The 16,696-nt window shown below is 70.5% G+C and carries 12 protein-coding genes; 7 read left to right on the plus strand and 5 right to left on the minus strand.

The window, feature by feature from the left end:
* Positions 1-49: 49 nt before the first annotated feature.
* On the minus strand, positions 50-844 hold the full coding sequence (locus tag IE212_RS06575) for an MIP/aquaporin family protein (RefSeq protein ID WP_190196757.1): 795 nt from the start codon (positions 842-844) through the stop codon (positions 50-52).
* 273 nt (positions 845-1,117) lie between these two features.
* The gene (locus IE212_RS06580; protein WP_190196758.1) at positions 1,118-1,891 is read right to left on the minus strand and encodes an IclR family transcriptional regulator; all 774 of its coding nucleotides are present in this window, start codon (positions 1,889-1,891) and stop codon (positions 1,118-1,120) included.
* Positions 1,892-2,254: 363 nt separating this feature from the next.
* On the opposite strand from IE212_RS06580, the gene metH reads away from it, so the two are divergent.
* The 4 genes from metH to IE212_RS06600 all read left to right on the plus strand — a co-directional run bounded on the left by metH (position 2,255) and on the right by IE212_RS06600 (position 10,350).
* Positions 2,255-5,770: a methionine synthase gene (gene metH, locus IE212_RS06585; RefSeq protein WP_190196759.1), complete on the plus strand. Its 3,516-nt coding sequence runs from the start codon at positions 2,255-2,257 to the stop codon at positions 5,768-5,770.
* Positions 5,771-5,940: 170 nt separating this feature from the next.
* Positions 5,941-6,642, plus strand: coding sequence for an HAD family hydrolase (locus IE212_RS06590; protein WP_190196760.1), 702 nt, complete (start codon positions 5,941-5,943; stop codon positions 6,640-6,642).
* Positions 6,643-7,051: 409 nt separating this feature from the next.
* Entirely contained in the window at positions 7,052-8,656 is a 1,605-nt protein-coding gene (locus IE212_RS06595) for an ABC transporter substrate-binding protein (protein WP_190196761.1), read from the plus strand.
* A 107-nt stretch (positions 8,657-8,763) separates the two neighbouring features.
* Positions 8,764-10,350, plus strand: coding sequence for an ABC transporter substrate-binding protein (locus IE212_RS06600; protein ID WP_190196762.1), 1,587 nt, complete (start codon positions 8,764-8,766; stop codon positions 10,348-10,350).
* Between the two features lie 73 nt (positions 10,351-10,423).
* Here the strand turns inward: IE212_RS06600 and IE212_RS06605 are convergent, their stop codons facing one another.
* Entirely contained in the window at positions 10,424-11,095 is a 672-nt protein-coding gene (locus tag IE212_RS06605) for a response regulator (RefSeq protein WP_020141342.1), read from the minus strand.
* A gap of 53 nt (positions 11,096-11,148) precedes the next feature.
* The gene (locus IE212_RS06610) at positions 11,149-12,084 is read right to left on the minus strand and encodes a RecB family exonuclease (RefSeq protein WP_190196763.1); all 936 of its coding nucleotides are present in this window, start codon (positions 12,082-12,084) and stop codon (positions 11,149-11,151) included.
* A gap of 186 nt (positions 12,085-12,270) precedes the next feature.
* Here IE212_RS06610 and IE212_RS06615 point away from each other — a divergent pair, with 186 nt between their 5' ends.
* The 3 genes from IE212_RS06615 to IE212_RS06625 all read left to right on the plus strand — a co-directional run bounded on the left by IE212_RS06615 (position 12,271) and on the right by IE212_RS06625 (position 16,179).
* Positions 12,271-14,385, plus strand: coding sequence for a site-2 protease family protein (locus IE212_RS06615; RefSeq protein WP_190196764.1), 2,115 nt, complete (start codon positions 12,271-12,273; stop codon positions 14,383-14,385).
* Positions 14,386-14,423: 38 nt separating this feature from the next.
* Entirely contained in the window at positions 14,424-15,326 is a 903-nt protein-coding gene (locus IE212_RS06620; protein WP_190196765.1) for a tRNA (adenine-N1)-methyltransferase, read from the plus strand.
* Positions 15,327-15,600: 274 nt separating this feature from the next.
* A complete protein-coding gene (locus IE212_RS06625) occupies positions 15,601-16,179 on the plus strand; it encodes a hypothetical protein (protein ID WP_190196766.1) in 579 nt (192 codons plus the stop codon).
* A gap of 60 nt (positions 16,180-16,239) precedes the next feature.
* Here the strand turns inward: IE212_RS06625 and IE212_RS06630 are convergent, their stop codons facing one another.
* Positions 16,240-16,545 carry a ferredoxin gene (locus IE212_RS06630; protein ID WP_094055292.1) on the minus strand — a complete coding sequence of 102 codons (306 nt, stop codon included), beginning with the start codon at positions 16,543-16,545 and terminating at the stop codon, positions 16,240-16,242.
* Between the last annotated feature and the right edge of the window lie 151 nt (positions 16,546-16,696).

Raw genomic sequence — 16,696 nt, forward strand, 5'->3', positions numbered from 1 at the left:
TTACGTACGGCGCGTGCTGAGAGTTTCGCGAAAGGCGCGGGAATCGCTCCTAGGCGAACGCGACGTTGTAGATGCCCGCCGCGATGGCGCCGCCGAGCAGCGGACCCACCACGGGGACCCAGGCGTAGCCCCAGTCGGAGCCGCCCTTGTTGGGCAGCGGCAGCAGGGCGTGCACGATGCGCGGACCGAGGTCACGGGCCGGGTTGATCGCGTACCCCGTCGGGCCGCCGAGGGACAGACCGATGGAGACCACCACGAACGCGGTGATCAGCGCGCCCAGGGTGCCGAGGCCGTTGCCCTTGTCGTTCAGGCCCTGGGTGAGCACGGCGAGAACCAGCACGATGGTGCCGATGACCTCGGTGGCGATGTTCTGCCAGGCGACCCGGATCTCGGGGCCGGTGGAGAAGACGCCGAGCACGGGGCCCGCGCCCTTCTCCTGGGCCTCGACGGCCTTGGCGGCGGTGTCCTGCGCGCCCGGACCGCCGACGATCTCGCGGTCGGTGAGGTGGGCGTGGAACTGACCGTAGTAGGCGACCCAGACCAGCGCCGCGCCGATCATGGCGCCGAGCACCTGTCCGGCCCAGTAGACCGGAACGTTCTTCCAGTCGCCGTCCTTGATGGCGATCGCCAGCGTCACGGCCGGATTCAGATGTGCGCCGGAGAGCGGCGCCGTGGTGTAGACGGCCGTGAGCACCGCGAAGCCCCACCCGAAGGTGATGGCGAGCCAGCCGGCGTTGCGTGCCTTGGAGGCCTTCAGCGTGACGGCGGCGCAGACTCCGCCGCCGAGGAGGATGAGTATGGCGGTCCCGATGGTCTCGCCGATGAAGATGTCGGAGCTGGACACCCGCGACTCCTTTGTCCTACGTCCAGGGAAGTTCGATACCGGCCTGGCGTTGTCACACTCTAGCGCGTATTGCCGGTAGCTGTTCGACAATGTCGACCGATGGACGGGAGTCTTGCTTCGGCGTTACGAGCACGTCAAGGGCTGTGTACTCGAATATCTGATCGTTACTGATCGCCGTGGGTTCGGTGATCTTCGCCGCAGGTGAGCGCGGACATGCCGAGGACCGGGACGCCGCACGGCGTCCCGGTCCCCGGCAGGTGCCGGCGTGTGCCGTCAGAACCGCCCGGCGCCCAGATCCCGCGACACCGCGCGGGCACAGTCCCGTACGGCCGCGATCAGCTCCGGGCGCAGCGCTCCCTCGTCGTCGGGCCGGCACAGCCGCTCCACGGCACCGGTGATGCCGACCGAGCCGACCGGCATGCGCCGCCGGTCGTGGATGGGCGCGGCGATGGAGGCGACGCCCTCCCAGGTCTCCTCGACGTCCGCCGCGTACCCGCGGGCGCGGGTGACGTCGAGGATGTGCTCGAAGTCCTCCGGCTCGCACACGGTCCGGTCGGTGAACGCCTTGCGGTCGGACTCCAGGGCCTCACTGTGCGCGACCGGGTCGTAGGCGGACAGCACCTTGCCCAGCGCCGTGGAGTGCAGCGGCTGCATGGCCCCGATCTCCAGGACCTGCCGGCTGTCGTCCGGCCGGAAGACGTGGTGCACGATCAGCACGCCCTGCTGGTGCAGGACGCCCAGGTAGACGCTCTCACCGCTGGACCGGGCCAGGTCGTCGGTCCACACCAGGGCGCGCGCCCGCAGCTCGTGCACATCGAGGTAGGTGGTGCCGAGGCGCAGCAGCTCGGCGCCCAGCTGGTAGCGCCCGGAGGCGTCGTCCTGTTCCACGAAGCCCTCCTGCTGGAGGGTGCGCAGTATGCCGTGGGCCGTGCCCTTGGCCAGGCCCAGCGACGAGGCGATGTCCGACAGGCCGAGCCGCCGCTCGCCGCCCGCGAGCAGCCGCAGCATCGCGGCCGCCCGCTCGAGCGACTGGATGTTCCGTGCCATCGCCGTACTGCCTCCGTCCCCTTGACCGCCGAGCAGCGGCGTCCGCAGCCCTCGTTCGGCAATGTCGAACACTACCGGTCGAAGGCGACCTCTCGCTAATGGCGCGTCACCATTCGTTGCGCCGGCGGGGCCGGAGGGGCCGCGTCGGCGTGTCGACTCGGGTTCGCAGGGCAGACGCCTCCCAGCGGCCATACGTTCCGCAACGGCCCGCCCGGCCGCCAGAGGCGTCCGCCTCGTGGACGCCCTGCCCGTCCCGGGCGACTCCCGGTTAGGCTGGCGCCGTGCGCCCTTCCCCCCGGGACCACTCCCGGGTGGCCGGGAAGCCGCATAGCCGACAGCCGTCGCACTTGAGGGAGCCCTTATATGGCCTCGTTGCCGCCGACCCCTTCCGCAGACAGCCGGACCCGTGTGTCCGCCCTCCGAGAGGCGCTGGCCAGCCGTGTGGTCGTGGCCGACGGTGCCATGGGCACCATGCTCCAGGCGCAGGACCCGACGCTCGAGGACTTCCAGAACCTCGAGGGCTGCAACGAGATCCTGAACCTGACCCGGCCGGACATCGTCCGCTCCGTCCACGACGCGTACTTCGCCGTGGGCGTCGACTGCGTCGAGACCAACACCTTCGGCGCCAACCACACCGCCGCGGCGGAGTACGAGATCTCCGACCGCGTGCACGAGCTGTCCGAGGCCGGTGCCCGGATCGCCCGCGAGGTGGCCGACGAGTACGCCGCCCAGGACGGCCGCCCGCGCTGGGTCCTGGGCTCCATCGGCCCAGGCACCAAGCTGCCCACGCTCGGCCACGTCACCTACACCGCCATCCGCGACGGCTACCAGGCCAACGCGGAGGGCCTGCTCGCGGGAGGCGCCGACGCGCTGCTCGTGGAGACCACCCAGGACCTGCTCCAGACGAAGGCGTCCGTCCTCGGCGCCCGCCGGGCCATGGAGGCCACCGGCGTCGAGGTGCCGCTGCTGTGCTCGATGGCCTTCGAGACCACCGGCACCATGCTGCTCGGCTCCGAGATCGGCGCGGCGCTGACCGCTCTGGAGCCGCTCGGCATCGACATGATCGGCCTGAACTGCTCCACCGGCCCCGCCGAGATGAGCGAGCACCTGCGCTATCTGACGCGGCACTCGCGCATCCCGCTGCTGTGCATGCCGAACGCCGGTCTGCCGATCCTCACCAAGGACGGCGCCCACTTCCCGCTGGACCCCGAGGGCCTGGCCGACGCCCAGCAGAACTTCGTCCAGGACTACGGCCTCTCCCTCGTCGGCGGCTGCTGCGGCACCACCCCCGAGCACCTGCGCCAGCTGGTCGAACGCGTCCGGGACCTCGCCCCCACCGAGCGCAGCCCGCAGCCCGAGCCGGGCGCGGCCTCCCTGTACCAGTCCGTGCCGTTCCGGCAGGACACCTCCTACCTGGCCATCGGTGAGCGCACCAACGCCAACGGCTCGAAGAAGTTCCGCGAGGCCATGCTGGAAGGCCGCTGGGACGACTGCGTGGAGATGGCCCGGGACCAGATCCGCGAGGGCGCGCACATGCTCGACCTGTGCGTGGACTACGTCGGCCGCGACGGCGTCGCCGACATGGAGGAACTCGCCGGCCGCTTCGCCACCGCCTCCACGCTGCCGATCGTGCTGGACTCCACCGAGGTCGACGTCATCCGGGCCGGCCTGGAGAAGCTCGGCGGCCGCGCCGTGATCAACTCGGTGAACTACGAGGACGGCGACGGCCCCGAGTCCCGCTTCGCCAAGGTCACGGCCCTGGCCAAGGAGCACGGCGCGGCCTTGATCGCGCTGACCATCGACGAGGAGGGCCAGGCCCGCACCGCCGAGAAGAAGGTCGAGATCGCCGAACGGCTCATCGACGACCTCACCGGCAACTGGGGCATCCACGAGGAGGACATCCTCGTCGACTGCCTGACCTTCACCATCTGCACCGGCCAGGAGGAGTCCCGGGGGGACGGCGTCGCCACCATCGAGGGCATCCGCGAGCTCAAGCGGCGCCACCCGAAGGTGCAGACCACGCTGGGCCTGTCCAACATCTCCTTCGGCCTCAACCCGGCCGCCCGCATCCTGCTGAACTCCGTCTTCCTCGACGAGTGCGTCAAGGCGGGCCTGGACTCGGCGATCGTGCACGCCTCGAAGATCCTGCCGATCGCCCGTTTCAGCGAGGAGGAGGTCCAGACGGCTCTGGACCTGATCTACGACCGCCGTGCCGAGGGCTACGACCCGCTGCAGAAGCTCATGCAGCTGTTCGAGGGCGCCACCGCCAAGTCGCTGAAGGCCGGCAAGGCCGAGGAACTGGCCGCCCTGCCGCTGGACGAGCGCCTGAAGCGGCGCATCATCGACGGCGAGCGCAACGGTCTCGAAGCCGACCTGGACGAGGCCCTCCAGCAGCGGCCGGCGCTGGACATCGTCAACGAGACGCTGCTGGACGGCATGAAGGTCGTCGGCGAGCTGTTCGGCTCCGGCCAGATGCAGCTGCCGTTCGTCCTGCAGTCCGCGGAGGTCATGAAGACGGCGGTGGCCCATCTGGAGCCGCACATGGAGAAGAGCGACGAGGCGGGCAAGGGCACCATCGTGCTGGCGACCGTGCGCGGCGACGTGCACGACATCGGCAAGAACCTCGTCGACATCATCCTGTCCAACAACGGCTACAACGTCGTCAACCTGGGCATCAAGCAGCCGGTCTCCGCGATCCTGGACGCCGCCGAGGAGCACAAGGCCGACGTCATCGGCATGTCCGGTCTCCTGGTCAAGTCCACCGTGATCATGAAGGAGAACCTGGAGGAGCTGAACCAGCGCGGCCTGGCGGCGAACTTCCCGGTCATCCTCGGCGGCGCCGCCCTGACCCGCGCCTACGTCGAGCAGGACCTGCACGAGATCTACGAGGGCGAGGTCCGCTACGCCCGCGACGCCTTCGAGGGCCTGCGCCTGATGGACGCCCTGATCGGCGTCAAGCGGGGCGTACCCGGCGCCAAGCTGCCCGAGCTGAAGCAGCGCCGCGTCCGGGCCACCGCCCCGGCCGCCGTGGAGGAGCGCCCCGAGGAGGGCCACGTCCGCTCCGACGTCGCCACCGACAACCCCGTCCCGAAGGCACCCTTCCAGGGCACCCGCGTGATCAAGGGCATCCAGCTCAAGGAGTACGCGAGCTGGCTCGACGAGGGCGCCCTGTTCAAGGGCCAGTGGGGCCTGAAGCAGGCCCGCACCGGCGAGGGCCCCTCCTACGAGGAGCTCGTCGAGACCGAGGGCCGGCCCCGGCTGCGCGGCCTGCTCGACCGGCTCCAGACGGAGAACCTGCTGGAGGCGGCCGTGGTCTACGGCTACTTCCCGTGCGTCTCCAAGGACGACGACCTGATCATCCTGGACGAGCAGGGCAACGAGCGCACCCGCTTCACCTTCCCGCGTCAGCGCCGTGGCCGCCGCCTGTGCCTGGCCGACTTCTTCCGCCCGGAGGAGTCCGGCGAGACGGACGTCGTGGGCCTGCAGGTGGTCACCGTCGGCTCGCGGATCGGCGAGGAGACCGCCCGGCTCTTCGAGGCCAACGCCTACCGGGACTACCTCGAACTGCACGGCCTGTCCGTACAGCTCGCCGAGGCGCTCGCCGAGTACTGGCACGCGCGCGTGCGCTCCGAACTCGGCTTCGCGGGTGAGGACCCGGACGAGATGCAGGGCATGTTCGAGCTGAAGTACCGGGGCGCCCGCTTCTCCCTCGGCTACGGCGCCTGCCCGAACCTGGAGGACCGCGCGAAGATCGCCGACCTGCTCCAGCCGGAGCGCATCGGCGTCCACCTGTCCGAGGAGTTCCAGCTCCACCCCGAGCAGTCCACGGACGCCATCGTGATCCACCACCCGGAGGCGAAGTACTTCAACGCCCGCTGAGCGGCGCTTCCGCGCACGTCACGGCGCCCCTCGGCGTATCCACGGTATGCCCCGGGGCGCAACGGCTAAACGAGGCGCTTCGCCCGCACACGACGTAGACTGGTCGGTCCACTGCAGGCCGGTTCCCCGTGCGGGAACCGGCCTGATCGTCCCTTCAAGGAGGTAGGTGGATGACCAGTACGGTCCCCGCGCTCAGTACCCGTACGGCCGATGGGTCGGCCCTGCAGGCCGTGCTCCTCGACATGGACGGCACCCTCGTGGACACGGAGGGCTTCTGGTGGGACGTCGAGGTCGAGGTCTTCGCGTCCCTCGGCCACACACTCGACGACTCCTGGCGCCATGTCGTGGTCGGCGGTCCCATGACCCGCAGCGCGGGCTTCCTGATCGAGGCCACCGGCGCCGACATCACCCTCGACGAGCTCACGGTGCTCCTGAACGACGGCTTCGAGCAGCGCATCGGCCGCGCCCTGCCGCTGATGCCGGGCGCCGCGCGGCTGCTGGCCGAGCTGTACGAGTACGAGATCCCCACCGCCCTGGTCTCCGCCTCGCACCGGCGCATCATCGACCGGGTGCTCACCTCCCTGGGCGCTCACCACTTCGGCCTGACGGTGGCCGGCGACGAGGTGCCGCGCACCAAGCCGCACCCGGACCCGTACCTGGCGGCCGCCGCCGGCCTGGGCGCGGAGCCGGCCAGGTGCGCCGTCATCGAGGACACCGCGACCGGAGTCGCCGCGGCCGAGGCGGCGGGCTGCCATGTCGTGGCCGTGCCCTCGGTGGCTCCCATCACCCCGGCCCTGCGCCGCACGGTCGTCAGCTCCCTGGAAGAAGTCGACCTGACATTTCTGCACGGCCTGATGACGGAAATGCGCTAGGCGTTCACCCAGCGTGCAACGGAGTTACAACAGTAATTCCGAAGGCGAATTCGAACCCCTCACGGGGGTCGAATTCCCGTACGTCGAACCCGTTTACGCGTGTGACGTTCCCCACGCGGGCCGGGGTCGACACCGGATCCGGCATGTGCTGCAGGTCACCATCAGGGGGTCATCGACGTGCCCTTGTGTCCCGATTGGTGGAACGCTGCACCAAAGCTTCCGCTGTCGGGTTTTCGGTGTGTCCACGCCCGGTTCCGCAGCGTGATGGGTGCTCAACTCCGGTGGCGGCGAACCCTCCTGCGGGCGCGGACTAATCTCGATGCGAGAACATCGCCCCACCCCCCGTGATCCGCTGCGCCACCCCTGCATGCCGGGTACACGGAGTCGACAGCTGTGGAGAAACTCGAGCATGAACCGCAAGACTTTGGTGCTGCCGGCCGTGATCGGCCTGCTCGCGCCGGTGCTCGCCGCCTGCGGCGGGACCGACAGCGGGAGCAAAGACGACGGCGCGATCGTCGTCGGCACCACGGACCGGTTCACCGCCTCGAAGGAGGCCCCCGCGCCCCTCGACCCGGCGTACGCCTACGACGTCGGCACCTGGAACATCCTCCGCCAGACCGTGCAGACCCTGATGATCCAGCCCCGCGGCGAGGGCGAGCCGGTTCCCGAGGCGGCCGAACGCTGCGGCTTCACCGACACCGGCAACGAGCGTTACGCCTGCACCCTGCGGGACGGCCTGGAGTTCGCGAACGGCGACCCCGTCACCGCGGCCGACGTCAAGTACTCCATCGACCGCGCGCTCTCCCTCAAGGCCGACAGCGGAGTCTCCGCGCTGCTGTCCACCATCGACACCGTCGAGACGCAGGGCGACCGCGAGATCGTCTTCCACCTCAAGACCGCCGACGCCACCTTCCCGTACAAGCTGTCGACCCCTGTCGCCGGCATCGTCGACCCCGACGACTACCCGAAGGGCCAACTGCGCGACGGCTTCGACCTCCAGGGCTCCGGCCCGTACACCCTCAGGGCCGACGTCGAGAACGGCGAGATGGTCAGGGCCGAGTTCACCCGGAACCCCCACTACAAGGGGAGCCTGAAGGTGAACAACGACAAGGTCGCCATGGTCTCCTTCAAGGACGCCGACGCCATGGGGGCGGCGCTGGACAAGGGTGACATCGACCTGATGACCCGTGCCATGTCCCCGAAGCAGATCCGGGAGCTCTCGGGTGACGCGGACAACGGTGTCGACCTGGTCGAGATGTCCGGCCTGGAAATCCGCTACCTGGGCTTCAACACCGATGCCCCGCCCGTGAAGTCGAAGGCCGTGCGGCAGGCCATGGCCCAGGTCGTCAACCGCAGCGAGCTGGTCTCCAAGGTCTACGGCTCCCAGGCCGAGCCGCTGTACTCGCTGGTCCCGGCCAGCATCACCGGCCACTCCAACTCGTTCTTCAACAGGTACGGGGAGCCGAACGCCGCCAAGGCCCGTGCCCTGCTGAACCAGGCGAACATCACCACCCCGGTGAAGCTGACCCTGCACTACACGACCGACCACTACGGCCCGGCCACCAAGGAGGAGTTCGAGGTCCTCCGCGACCAGCTGAACTCCAGCGGCCTGTTCGACGTCGACATCAAGGGCGCGCCCTGGGGCACCTTCCGCCCGGCCGAGAAGAAGGGCCGGTACGACGTCTACGGCATGGGCTGGTTCCCCGACTTCCCGGACGCCGACAACTTCCTCGCGCCGTTCCTCGACGCCGACAACACCCTCGGCTCGCCGTACGACAACAGCCGGATCCGCGACACCCTGATCCCGGAGTCCCGCCGCGAGGCGGACCGGCTGTCAGCCTCCACCAGCCTGACGGACATTCAGGACATCGTCGCCGGCGATGTCCCGGTGCTGCCACTGTGGCAGGGCAAGCAGTACGTCGCCGCACGCGACGACATCACGGGTACCGCCTACGCGCTCAACTCCGCCTCGACGCTCCAGCTGTGGGAGCTCGGCCGCGGTGTGAGCGGCTGACGGACCCGATGGAACCCCGGGGCCTCTGACCGCGGCCCCGGGGAACCGTGCCCCGGAGCCAGGGACATGCTCCGGGTGTTCTCGAGAACCGACGACAAGGCACACACGTGAACATACGCAACCAGTGGCCGGTCCTGCCCATCGTGGCGGGGCTCGCCTCCGGCCTGCTGACCGGCTGCGGCTCGGAGACCGGAGACTCCTCGGGGGACGGCAACAACGTGGTGGTGGGGATGTCCGACGACGTCCTCGCCACCGACCCGGCCTCCGGATACGACCCAGGCTCCTGGCTGTTGTTCAACAACGTCTTCCAGTCACTGCTCAGCTTCCCCAAGGGCGCCACGGAGCCCCAGCCGGAGGCCGCCGAGAGCTGCACCTTCACGGACACGCAGAGCTCGGTCTACAGGTGCACGCTGAAAGACGGCCTCAAGTTCAGCAACGGTGACGCCCTCACCTCCGAGGACGTCAAGTTCTCCTTCGACCGGATGCTGAAGATCAACGACCCCGACGGGCCCGCGATCATGTTCCCCACGCTGGACGAGGTCGAGACGCCGGACGAGACGACGGTCGTCTTCCACCTCAACACGTCCGACGCCACCTTCCCCAGCAAGATCGCCTCCGGCGCCGGTTCCATCGTCAACCACAACGAGTACGACGCGGGCAAGCTGCGCAAGGACCGCAAGGCCGTCGGCTCCGGTCCCTACAAGCTCGACTCGATCGACGACGACCAGGCCGTCTTCTCCGTCAACGAGAACTACAAGGGCTCCGCCAAGGTGAAGAACAAGGGCGTGACCCTGAAGTTCTTCGACGGCGACCAGGCCGCCCTGAAGCAGGCCATCCAGAACGAGGACGTCGACATCGCCTACCGCGGTCTCACCGCGAGCGACATCGCCGACATGGAGAAGGCCGACGACGGCACCGGCACCGAGGTCGTCGAGGGAAGCAGCGCCGAGGTCCAGCACCTGGTGTTCAACATGGACGACCCGGTCGCCGGGAAGGTCGGCGTCCGCAAAGCCATCGCCCACCTGCTCGACCGCGAAGCCCTCATCAGGGACGTCTACCAGGGCACCGCGACCCCGCTGTACTCGATCATCCCGGCCGGTATCGCGGGCCACAACACGGCCTTCTTCGACACCTACGGCGCCCGCCCGTCCAAGTCCAAGGCCGAGGCCGCGCTGCGCGCCGACGGCATCACCGGCAAGGTGAAGCTGACCCTCTGGTCCACCCCGTCCCGCTACGGCCCGGCCACCGACCAGGAGTTGAAGGCCATCGCCGGCCAGCTCAACGCCAGCGGCCTGTTCGACGCCGACGTCAAGTCCGTGCCCTTCGGCCAGTACGAGAAGGACATCGCCGCCGGCAAGTACGGCGTCTACGTGAAGGGCTGGGTGCCCGACTACCCGGACGCCGACAACTTCACGGCGCCCTTCTTCGGCAAGGACAACGTGCTGGGCAACAACTACGACAACGGCACCATCACCGGCACGCTCATCCCGCGCACCGCCGCCCTGACCAACCGCTCCTCCACCGAGAAGGAGTTCGGCGAACTCCAGGACATCGTCGCCGACGAGCTGCCCGTCCTGCCGGTGTGGCAGGCCAAGCAGTACGCGGTCGTCCGTGACGGCGTCTACGGCCTGGAGTACTGCCTCGACGCGTCGACCGTGTTCCGCTTCTGGGAGCTGAGCAAGGACGACGTCTGACACGCAGGTGTGAAAGCACGCGATGGAAAGAGGGCGCCCCCTGTCCCCAGGGGGCGCCCTCACGCGTTCGGTGTCACTGCGCCCCGGGGCGCACCAGCCCGCTCTCGTACGCGTAGACCGCGGCCTGCACACGGTCGCGCAGGCCCAGCTTGGTGAGCACGTGCCCGACGTGCGTCTTGACGGTCGTCTCGCTGACGAACAGGTCGGCGGCGATCTCGGCGTTGGACAGCCCGCGCGCCACCAGCTTCAGCACCTCGACCTCGCGGTCGGTGAGCGTGTGCAGCGTGTCCGGCACCGGCTCGTCACCGGAGGGCAGATGCGTGGCGTACTTGTCGAGCAGGCGGCGCGTGATGCTCGGCGCGAGCATCGCCTCGCCCGCGGCCACGACCCGGATCGCCTGCACCAGCTCGTTGGCCGGGGCGTCCTTCAGCAGGAATCCGCTGGCCCCGGCGCGCAGGGCCTCCACCACGTACTCGTCGAGGTCGAAGGTGGTCAGCACCAGCACCTTCGCCGGGCCGTCCCGCCCGGGGCCGGTGATCTGCCGGGTCGCCTCCACACCGTCCATCCGCGGCATGCGGATGTCCATCAGGACCACGTCGGGCTGCAGGGCCCGCACCTGGTCGAGCGCCTGCAGGCCGTCTCCGGCCTCGCCGACGACCGCGATGTCCTGCTCGGCCTCCAGGATCATCCGGAAGCCCGTACGGAGCAGCGGCTGGTCGTCGACCAGTAGGACGCGGATGGCCACGTAAGTCTCCTTCGCTAGTCCGGCCCATTCTGCCCTGCGCGGACCCGACCGGATCAGGCGCCCTCACCGGCGGCGGCTGTGTCCCTCCGGGGGAGGGGAAGCGGATACGGCGGGGGAGTGCCGCCGAACTCGGGGCAGTGGGCCTGGTGGTCGCACCAGCCGCACAGCTTCGTGGGGCGCGGCCGCCAGTCACCGGTCTCGGTCGCCCGCCGGATCGCCTCCCACAGCGCCAGCAGCTTGCGCTCGATCCGCTCCAGGTCGGCGAGGACGGGGTCGTACGTCAGCACCTCGCCGCTGCCGAGATAGACCAGCTGGAGCCGCCGTGGCACCACGTTCTTCAGCCGCCAGACCACGAGGGCGTAGAACTTCATCTGGAACAGGGCACCCTCGGAGTACTCGGGCCGGGGTGCCTTCCCCGTCTTGTAGTCGACGATCCGGACCTCGCCCGTGGGCGCCACGTCGACCCGGTCGATGATCCCGCGCAGCCGCAGCCCGGACTCCAGCTCGGCCTCGACGAACAGCTCCCGCTCGGCCGGCTCCAGCCTGCTGGGGTCCTCCAGCGTGAACCAGCGCTCGACGAGCCGCTCGGCCTCGCCCAGCCAGCGCGCCAGCCGCTCGCCCTGCGGATCGTCGGCGAACAGCTCCAGGACCTCCGGCCGCGTCTCGCGCAGCCGGTCCCACTGGCCCGGGATCAGCGACTTCGCCCGGGGCGCCGTGCGCTCGGCGGCCGGGGCGTCGAAGAGCCGCTCCAGGACCGCGTGCACCAGGGTGCCCCTCGTCGCCGCCTCGCTCGGCTTCTCCGGCAGCCGGTCGATGACCCGGAAGCGGTAGAGCAGCGGGCACTGCATGAAGTCACTCGCACGGGAGGGGGACAGCGAGGCGGGCGGTATGGCGGTGGGTACGGTCTCGGTCGCTGATTCCATGGCCGTCTTGACGGACGCGTCCACTGCCGCGTCGGGCGGCGCCCCGTCCTCGGTGCTCGTCTCCATGCCTCAGACCATACGGCCCGCCACTGACAGTGACCCAGCCGCGGGCCGCGCCCGCGGCGTGAGGCGGGCGGGGACGGAGTGAAACACAGGGTGCCGGGGAGAAACGCGGCTCGACGGACGCATACCATCGAGTCGAGAACCTCCCGTCCGGCAAGTGCGGGAGACGCTTCGAACGAGGGGACACCGGTGGACGAGAGCGGCGGGCGCGGGCAGCCGCGGTCCGGCAACGACGAGTCGGCCGAGCGCCACGCGGGACCTCCGGCCCGGTCCACCGACCCGACTCCCGCCGACGAACGGCCCGCGAGCGAAGGGCGGTTCCCTCCCGAGCCCGACGACGACGCCCCGGCCGCGACATCGCCGCGGCCGGGCGCGCACCCCGGCTCCGACGACCGCCCGTCCCCGCAGCCGCCGGTGGCCACCGACTCGGCCCAGGACCAGGCCCCCGACACCGGCGACCACCCGTCCGGACAGACCCCCGGACGGCCGGCCGACTCGATGACGCACCAGAACCCCGACGGCCCGCAGCCCTCGCCCGGACAGCCCGATTCCCCCGCTGGCTCGCGGGCTCCGCAGGGGCAGGCCGATTCCGCCGCTGGCTCGCAGACCCTGCCAGGGCAGGCCGATTCCCCCGTTGGCTCGCGGGCTCCGCTGGGGCAGGCCGATTCCGCCGCCGGCTCGCAAGCCCCGCCGGCGCGGGACGGGTCCGCCGCCGGCTCGCATACCCCGTCAGGGCAGGCCGGGACCGCCGCCGGCTCGCAGACCCCGCCGACGCAGGCCGGGTCGGAGGCTGGTTCGCAGGTCGTGCGAGGGCGGACCGAGTCCGCTGACGGCCGCCAGGTCCCGCCGGGGTCGGCCGAGTCCGCCGACGGCCCGGCGCAGCAATCGACTCCGGGTCCTTCCGGTGACGCACGCGCCGACGGCTCCGGATCGGCCCCCGGGTACGGCGAGGCCGACGGGAGGCGTTCGCCCGAGGACGACACGCACCCCGACCGCGCCTACGCCGGCGGCCCCCATCCGGCCCCCGCCCGCGGCAAACCAGACGCGGAAAGCCGGCCCACGGCGCCGGCCCCGGACGCGGACGGCCCGCACCGCCGCCCCCGTCCTCCCGCGCACACCGACGCCAAGGGCCACGCCCCCCAGCGGCCCCCAGAGCGCCGAGGCGGGCTGCTCATGGGGCGGCCGTTCGGGGTGCCCGTGTACGTCGCGCCCAGCTGGTTCCTCGTCGCCGCGCTGATCACCTGGGTGTTCGGCGGGCAGCTGGAGCGCGTGCTGCCCGAGCTCGGGGCGGCGCGGTACCTGGTCTCCCTGTTCTTCGCGGTGGCCTTCTACGCCTCCGTACTCGTCCACGAGCTGGCCCACACGGTCGCCGCCCTCCGCTTCAAGCTCCCGGTCCGCCGCATCCAGCTCCAGTTCTTCGGCGGCGTCTCCGAGATCGAGAAGGAGGCCGAGACCCCCGGCCGCGAGTTCGTGCTCGCCTTCGTCGGCCCGCTGCTCTCCCTCGTCCTGGCCGGAGTCTTCTACGGTGCGGTGCAGACCGTGGAACCCGGCACCGTCCCCGGTGTCCTGCTCGCCGGCCTGATGATCTCCAACCTCATCGTGGCCGCGTTCAACCTGCTGCCCGGTCTGCCCCTCGACGGCGGCCGCATGCTCCGCGCCGTCGTCTGGAAGCTCACCGGCAAACCGATGAGCGGCACCGTCGCCGCCGCCTGGGTCGGCCGCGTCCTCGCCGTCTCCGTCCTGATCGGCCTGCCGCTGCTGACCCAGTCCGGCGCACTCGGCTCCGACGCCGTGGACAACGTCGGCATGGACACCGTCCTGGACGCCCTGCTCGCCGCCATCCTCGCCGCGATCATCTGGACCGGCGCCGGCAACAGCCTGCGCATGGCCCGGCTGCGCGAACACCTCCCCGAACTGCGCGCCCGTGCGCTCACCCGCCGTGCCGTCCCGGTCGAGCCCCAGACCCCCCTCTCGGAGGCCCTGCGCCGAGCCAATTCCGCCGGCGCCCGCGCGCTGGTCGTCGTCGACACGAACGGCAGGCCCGTCTCCCTCGTCCGCGAGGCCGCCATCGCCGGCGTCCCCGAACACCGACGCCCCTGGGTCGCCGTCAGCGGCCTCGCCCAGGAGCTCACCGACGGCATGCGCGTCTCGGCGGAACTCTCCGGAGAGGCACTGCTGGACGCCCTGCGCGCCGCCCCCGCCACCGAGTACCTGGTGGTGGAGGAGACCGGTGAGATCTACGGCGTGCTGTCCGCGGCCGACGTGGAACGCGCCTTCGTCAAGGCGATGGCCAGGCCCTCCTGATGGTCGGCGGCCCTCCCGGCTGCCGGTAGGCTGGTCACATGTCCGAACCGACCGGTGCCGCCCGCAGGCGCGGGCCCTTCAAGGTCGGGGACCAGGTTCAGCTGACCGACCCCAAGGGCCGCCACTACACGTTCACGCTCGAGTCCGGGAAGAACTTCCACACCCACAAGGGTTCCTTCCCGCACGACGAACTGATCGGCGCTCCCGAGGGCAGCGTTGTCCGCACCACCGGAAACGTCGCCTACCTCGCGCTGCGCCCCCTGCTCCCCGACTACGTCCTGTCCATGCCCCGCGGCGCCGCCGTGGTCTACCCCAAGGACGCGGGGCAGATCCTCGCCTTCGCCGACATCTTCCCCGGCGCCCGCGTCGTGGAGGCCGGTGTCGGCTCCGGCTCGCTCAGCAGCTTCCTGCTGCGTGCCATCGGCGACCAGGGCATGCTGCACTCGTACGAGCGCCGCGAGGACTTCGCCGACATCGCCCGGCAGAACGTGGAACGCTACTTCGGCGGCCCGCACCCCGCCTGGCAGCTCACCGTCGGCGACCTCCAGGACAACCTGTCCGACACCGACGTGGACCGCGTGATCCTCGACATGCTCGCCCCCTGGGAGTGCCTGGAGGCCGTCTCCAAGGCGCTCGTCCCCGGTGGCATCCTGTGCTGCTACGTGGCGACCACCACCCAGCTCGCCCGGACCGTCGAGTCCATCCGCGAGATCGGCTGCTTCAACGAGCCGACCTCCTGGGAGACGATGATCCGCAACTGGCACATCGAGGGCCTCGCCGTCCGCCCGGACCACCGGATGATCGGCCACACCGGCTTCCTCCTCACCGCCCGCCGGCTCGCCGACGGCGTCGAGCCGCCCATGCGCCGACGCCGTCCCGCCAAGGGCGCCTACGGCGAGGACTACGCCGGCCCCAACGCCGACGGCGGCAACGGCCGCTGAGACCGCCCGTCCCCCGCAGAACGCACCGGCGCGGTGGCGGAGTTCCCCAGGTCACTCCGGGAACTCCGCCACCGCGCCTCTCCGTTGCCACCGCGGGCGCACCACCGCGCCGTGCCGCGCGGACACCAGCCGACTGACACAGCGGCAGGAGCCGTAACCCGTCCGGCTTCCCCGGCGCAGGACGTGCACACACCCCGCTGTTCCCTCGCGGTGTGACGTGTGGCACCATGCTGGCCATCCCACCCCACCGGCACAGCCTCAGGAGACACTCCTAGTGCAGCCTTCTGCCGTCCCGGAGCTCGCCCACACCCACACCCGCCCCATCCACTGGCTCGCCACCGCGACGGCCGTCGCCGGCGTCGTGGCCCTCTCCTCGCTCATGCAGCCGGGAGCCGCGACGGCGGCCCAGGCGGCCGGCCCCGAGACGAAGAGCGCCGCGGCGCACATCGCTCCGCCCGACCCGGCCGCGGTGACGTTCCCCATCGAGTGCGGGCCGGTGGAGGCGGTGGTGAAGAAGAAGGCCTCCGCAGACCTCGACGGCGACGGCGATCCCGAGACGGTGGCCGTGGTTCACTGCGACTCGCCGATGGGTACACCGCCCGACGGCGTGTACGTCATCACCCGGGACGGCGACGGCGGCAAGCCGCGCGTGGTGGCCACCCTGCTCGCCCCCGAGGACCGCAGCACCGTCGGCGACTTCGCCGTACACGGCGGCGCCGTCACGGCCACGCTCCTCGGCTACTCGTCGTCCGACGTGCCGCGTTGCTGCCCCGACGTGAAGAGCGACGTGAAATGGCGTTGGCAGAACGGTGCGTTCGTCCGCTCGACGCCCTCCGGCGCCCGCAGCGTGTGAGACCCGTGCGGCACCGGTGTGTGAGATATCAGACAGTAGTGACGGAACGTAGAGAAGTAGTCACTCCGCGTCCGGTCCGTATACCTCGGCCCTGTCCGAAACGCGGCGCACGTGGATGCACTCGCCCGGACACTCCTTCGCCGAGTCGATCACGTCCGTGAGCAGCGGCAGCGGGACGGGCGTTGTCGCGCCCTTGTCCTGGAGCAACTCGTCGTCGGCGCTCTTCACATAGGCCAGACCGTCGATGTCCAGCTCGAACACCTCGGGCGCGTACTGCGCGCAGATGCCGTCGCCGGTACACAGATCCTGGTCGATCCAGACCTCCAGCGCCTCGCCCTCGACTCCGGCCTCCTGCTGCACGCTCATGTCTCCTGCCGTTTCATACGTCGAGCCGGGTCGGGAATCCGGCCAGCTCTGACGGGTGTTGAACGCTTCGACCCTACCTCCGGCTGGGTTCCAATCATCTTCGCTGGGTATTCCCCTGGCGTGAGGGAGAGCGCAAGGGTGAAGATCGGAC

It is taken from the genome of Streptomyces djakartensis, from assembly GCF_014651075.1.
Lineage (GTDB): Bacteria > Actinomycetota > Actinomycetes > Streptomycetales > Streptomycetaceae > Streptomyces > Streptomyces djakartensis.

Excerpts from the sequence above, each read along its gene's own strand:
- metH (WP_190196759.1), top strand. The coding sequence starts at position 2,255 with ATGGCCTCGTTGCCGCCGACCCCTTCCGCAGACAGCCGGACCCGTGTG.
- IE212_RS06620 (WP_190196765.1), top strand. The coding sequence starts at position 14,424 with ATGTCCGAACCGACCGGTGCCGCCCGCAGGCGCGGGCCCTTCAAGGTC.
- IE212_RS06580 (WP_190196758.1), bottom strand. The coding sequence starts at position 1,891 with ATGGCACGGAACATCCAGTCGCTCGAGCGGGCGGCCGCGATGCTGCGG.
- IE212_RS06595 (WP_190196761.1), top strand. The coding sequence starts at position 7,052 with ATGAACCGCAAGACTTTGGTGCTGCCGGCCGTGATCGGCCTGCTCGCG.
- IE212_RS06610 (WP_190196763.1), bottom strand. The coding sequence starts at position 12,084 with ATGGAGACGAGCACCGAGGACGGGGCGCCGCCCGACGCGGCAGTGGAC.
- IE212_RS06590 (WP_190196760.1), top strand. The coding sequence starts at position 5,941 with ATGACCAGTACGGTCCCCGCGCTCAGTACCCGTACGGCCGATGGGTCG.
- IE212_RS06630 (WP_094055292.1), bottom strand. The coding sequence starts at position 16,545 with ATGAGCGTGCAGCAGGAGGCCGGAGTCGAGGGCGAGGCGCTGGAGGTC.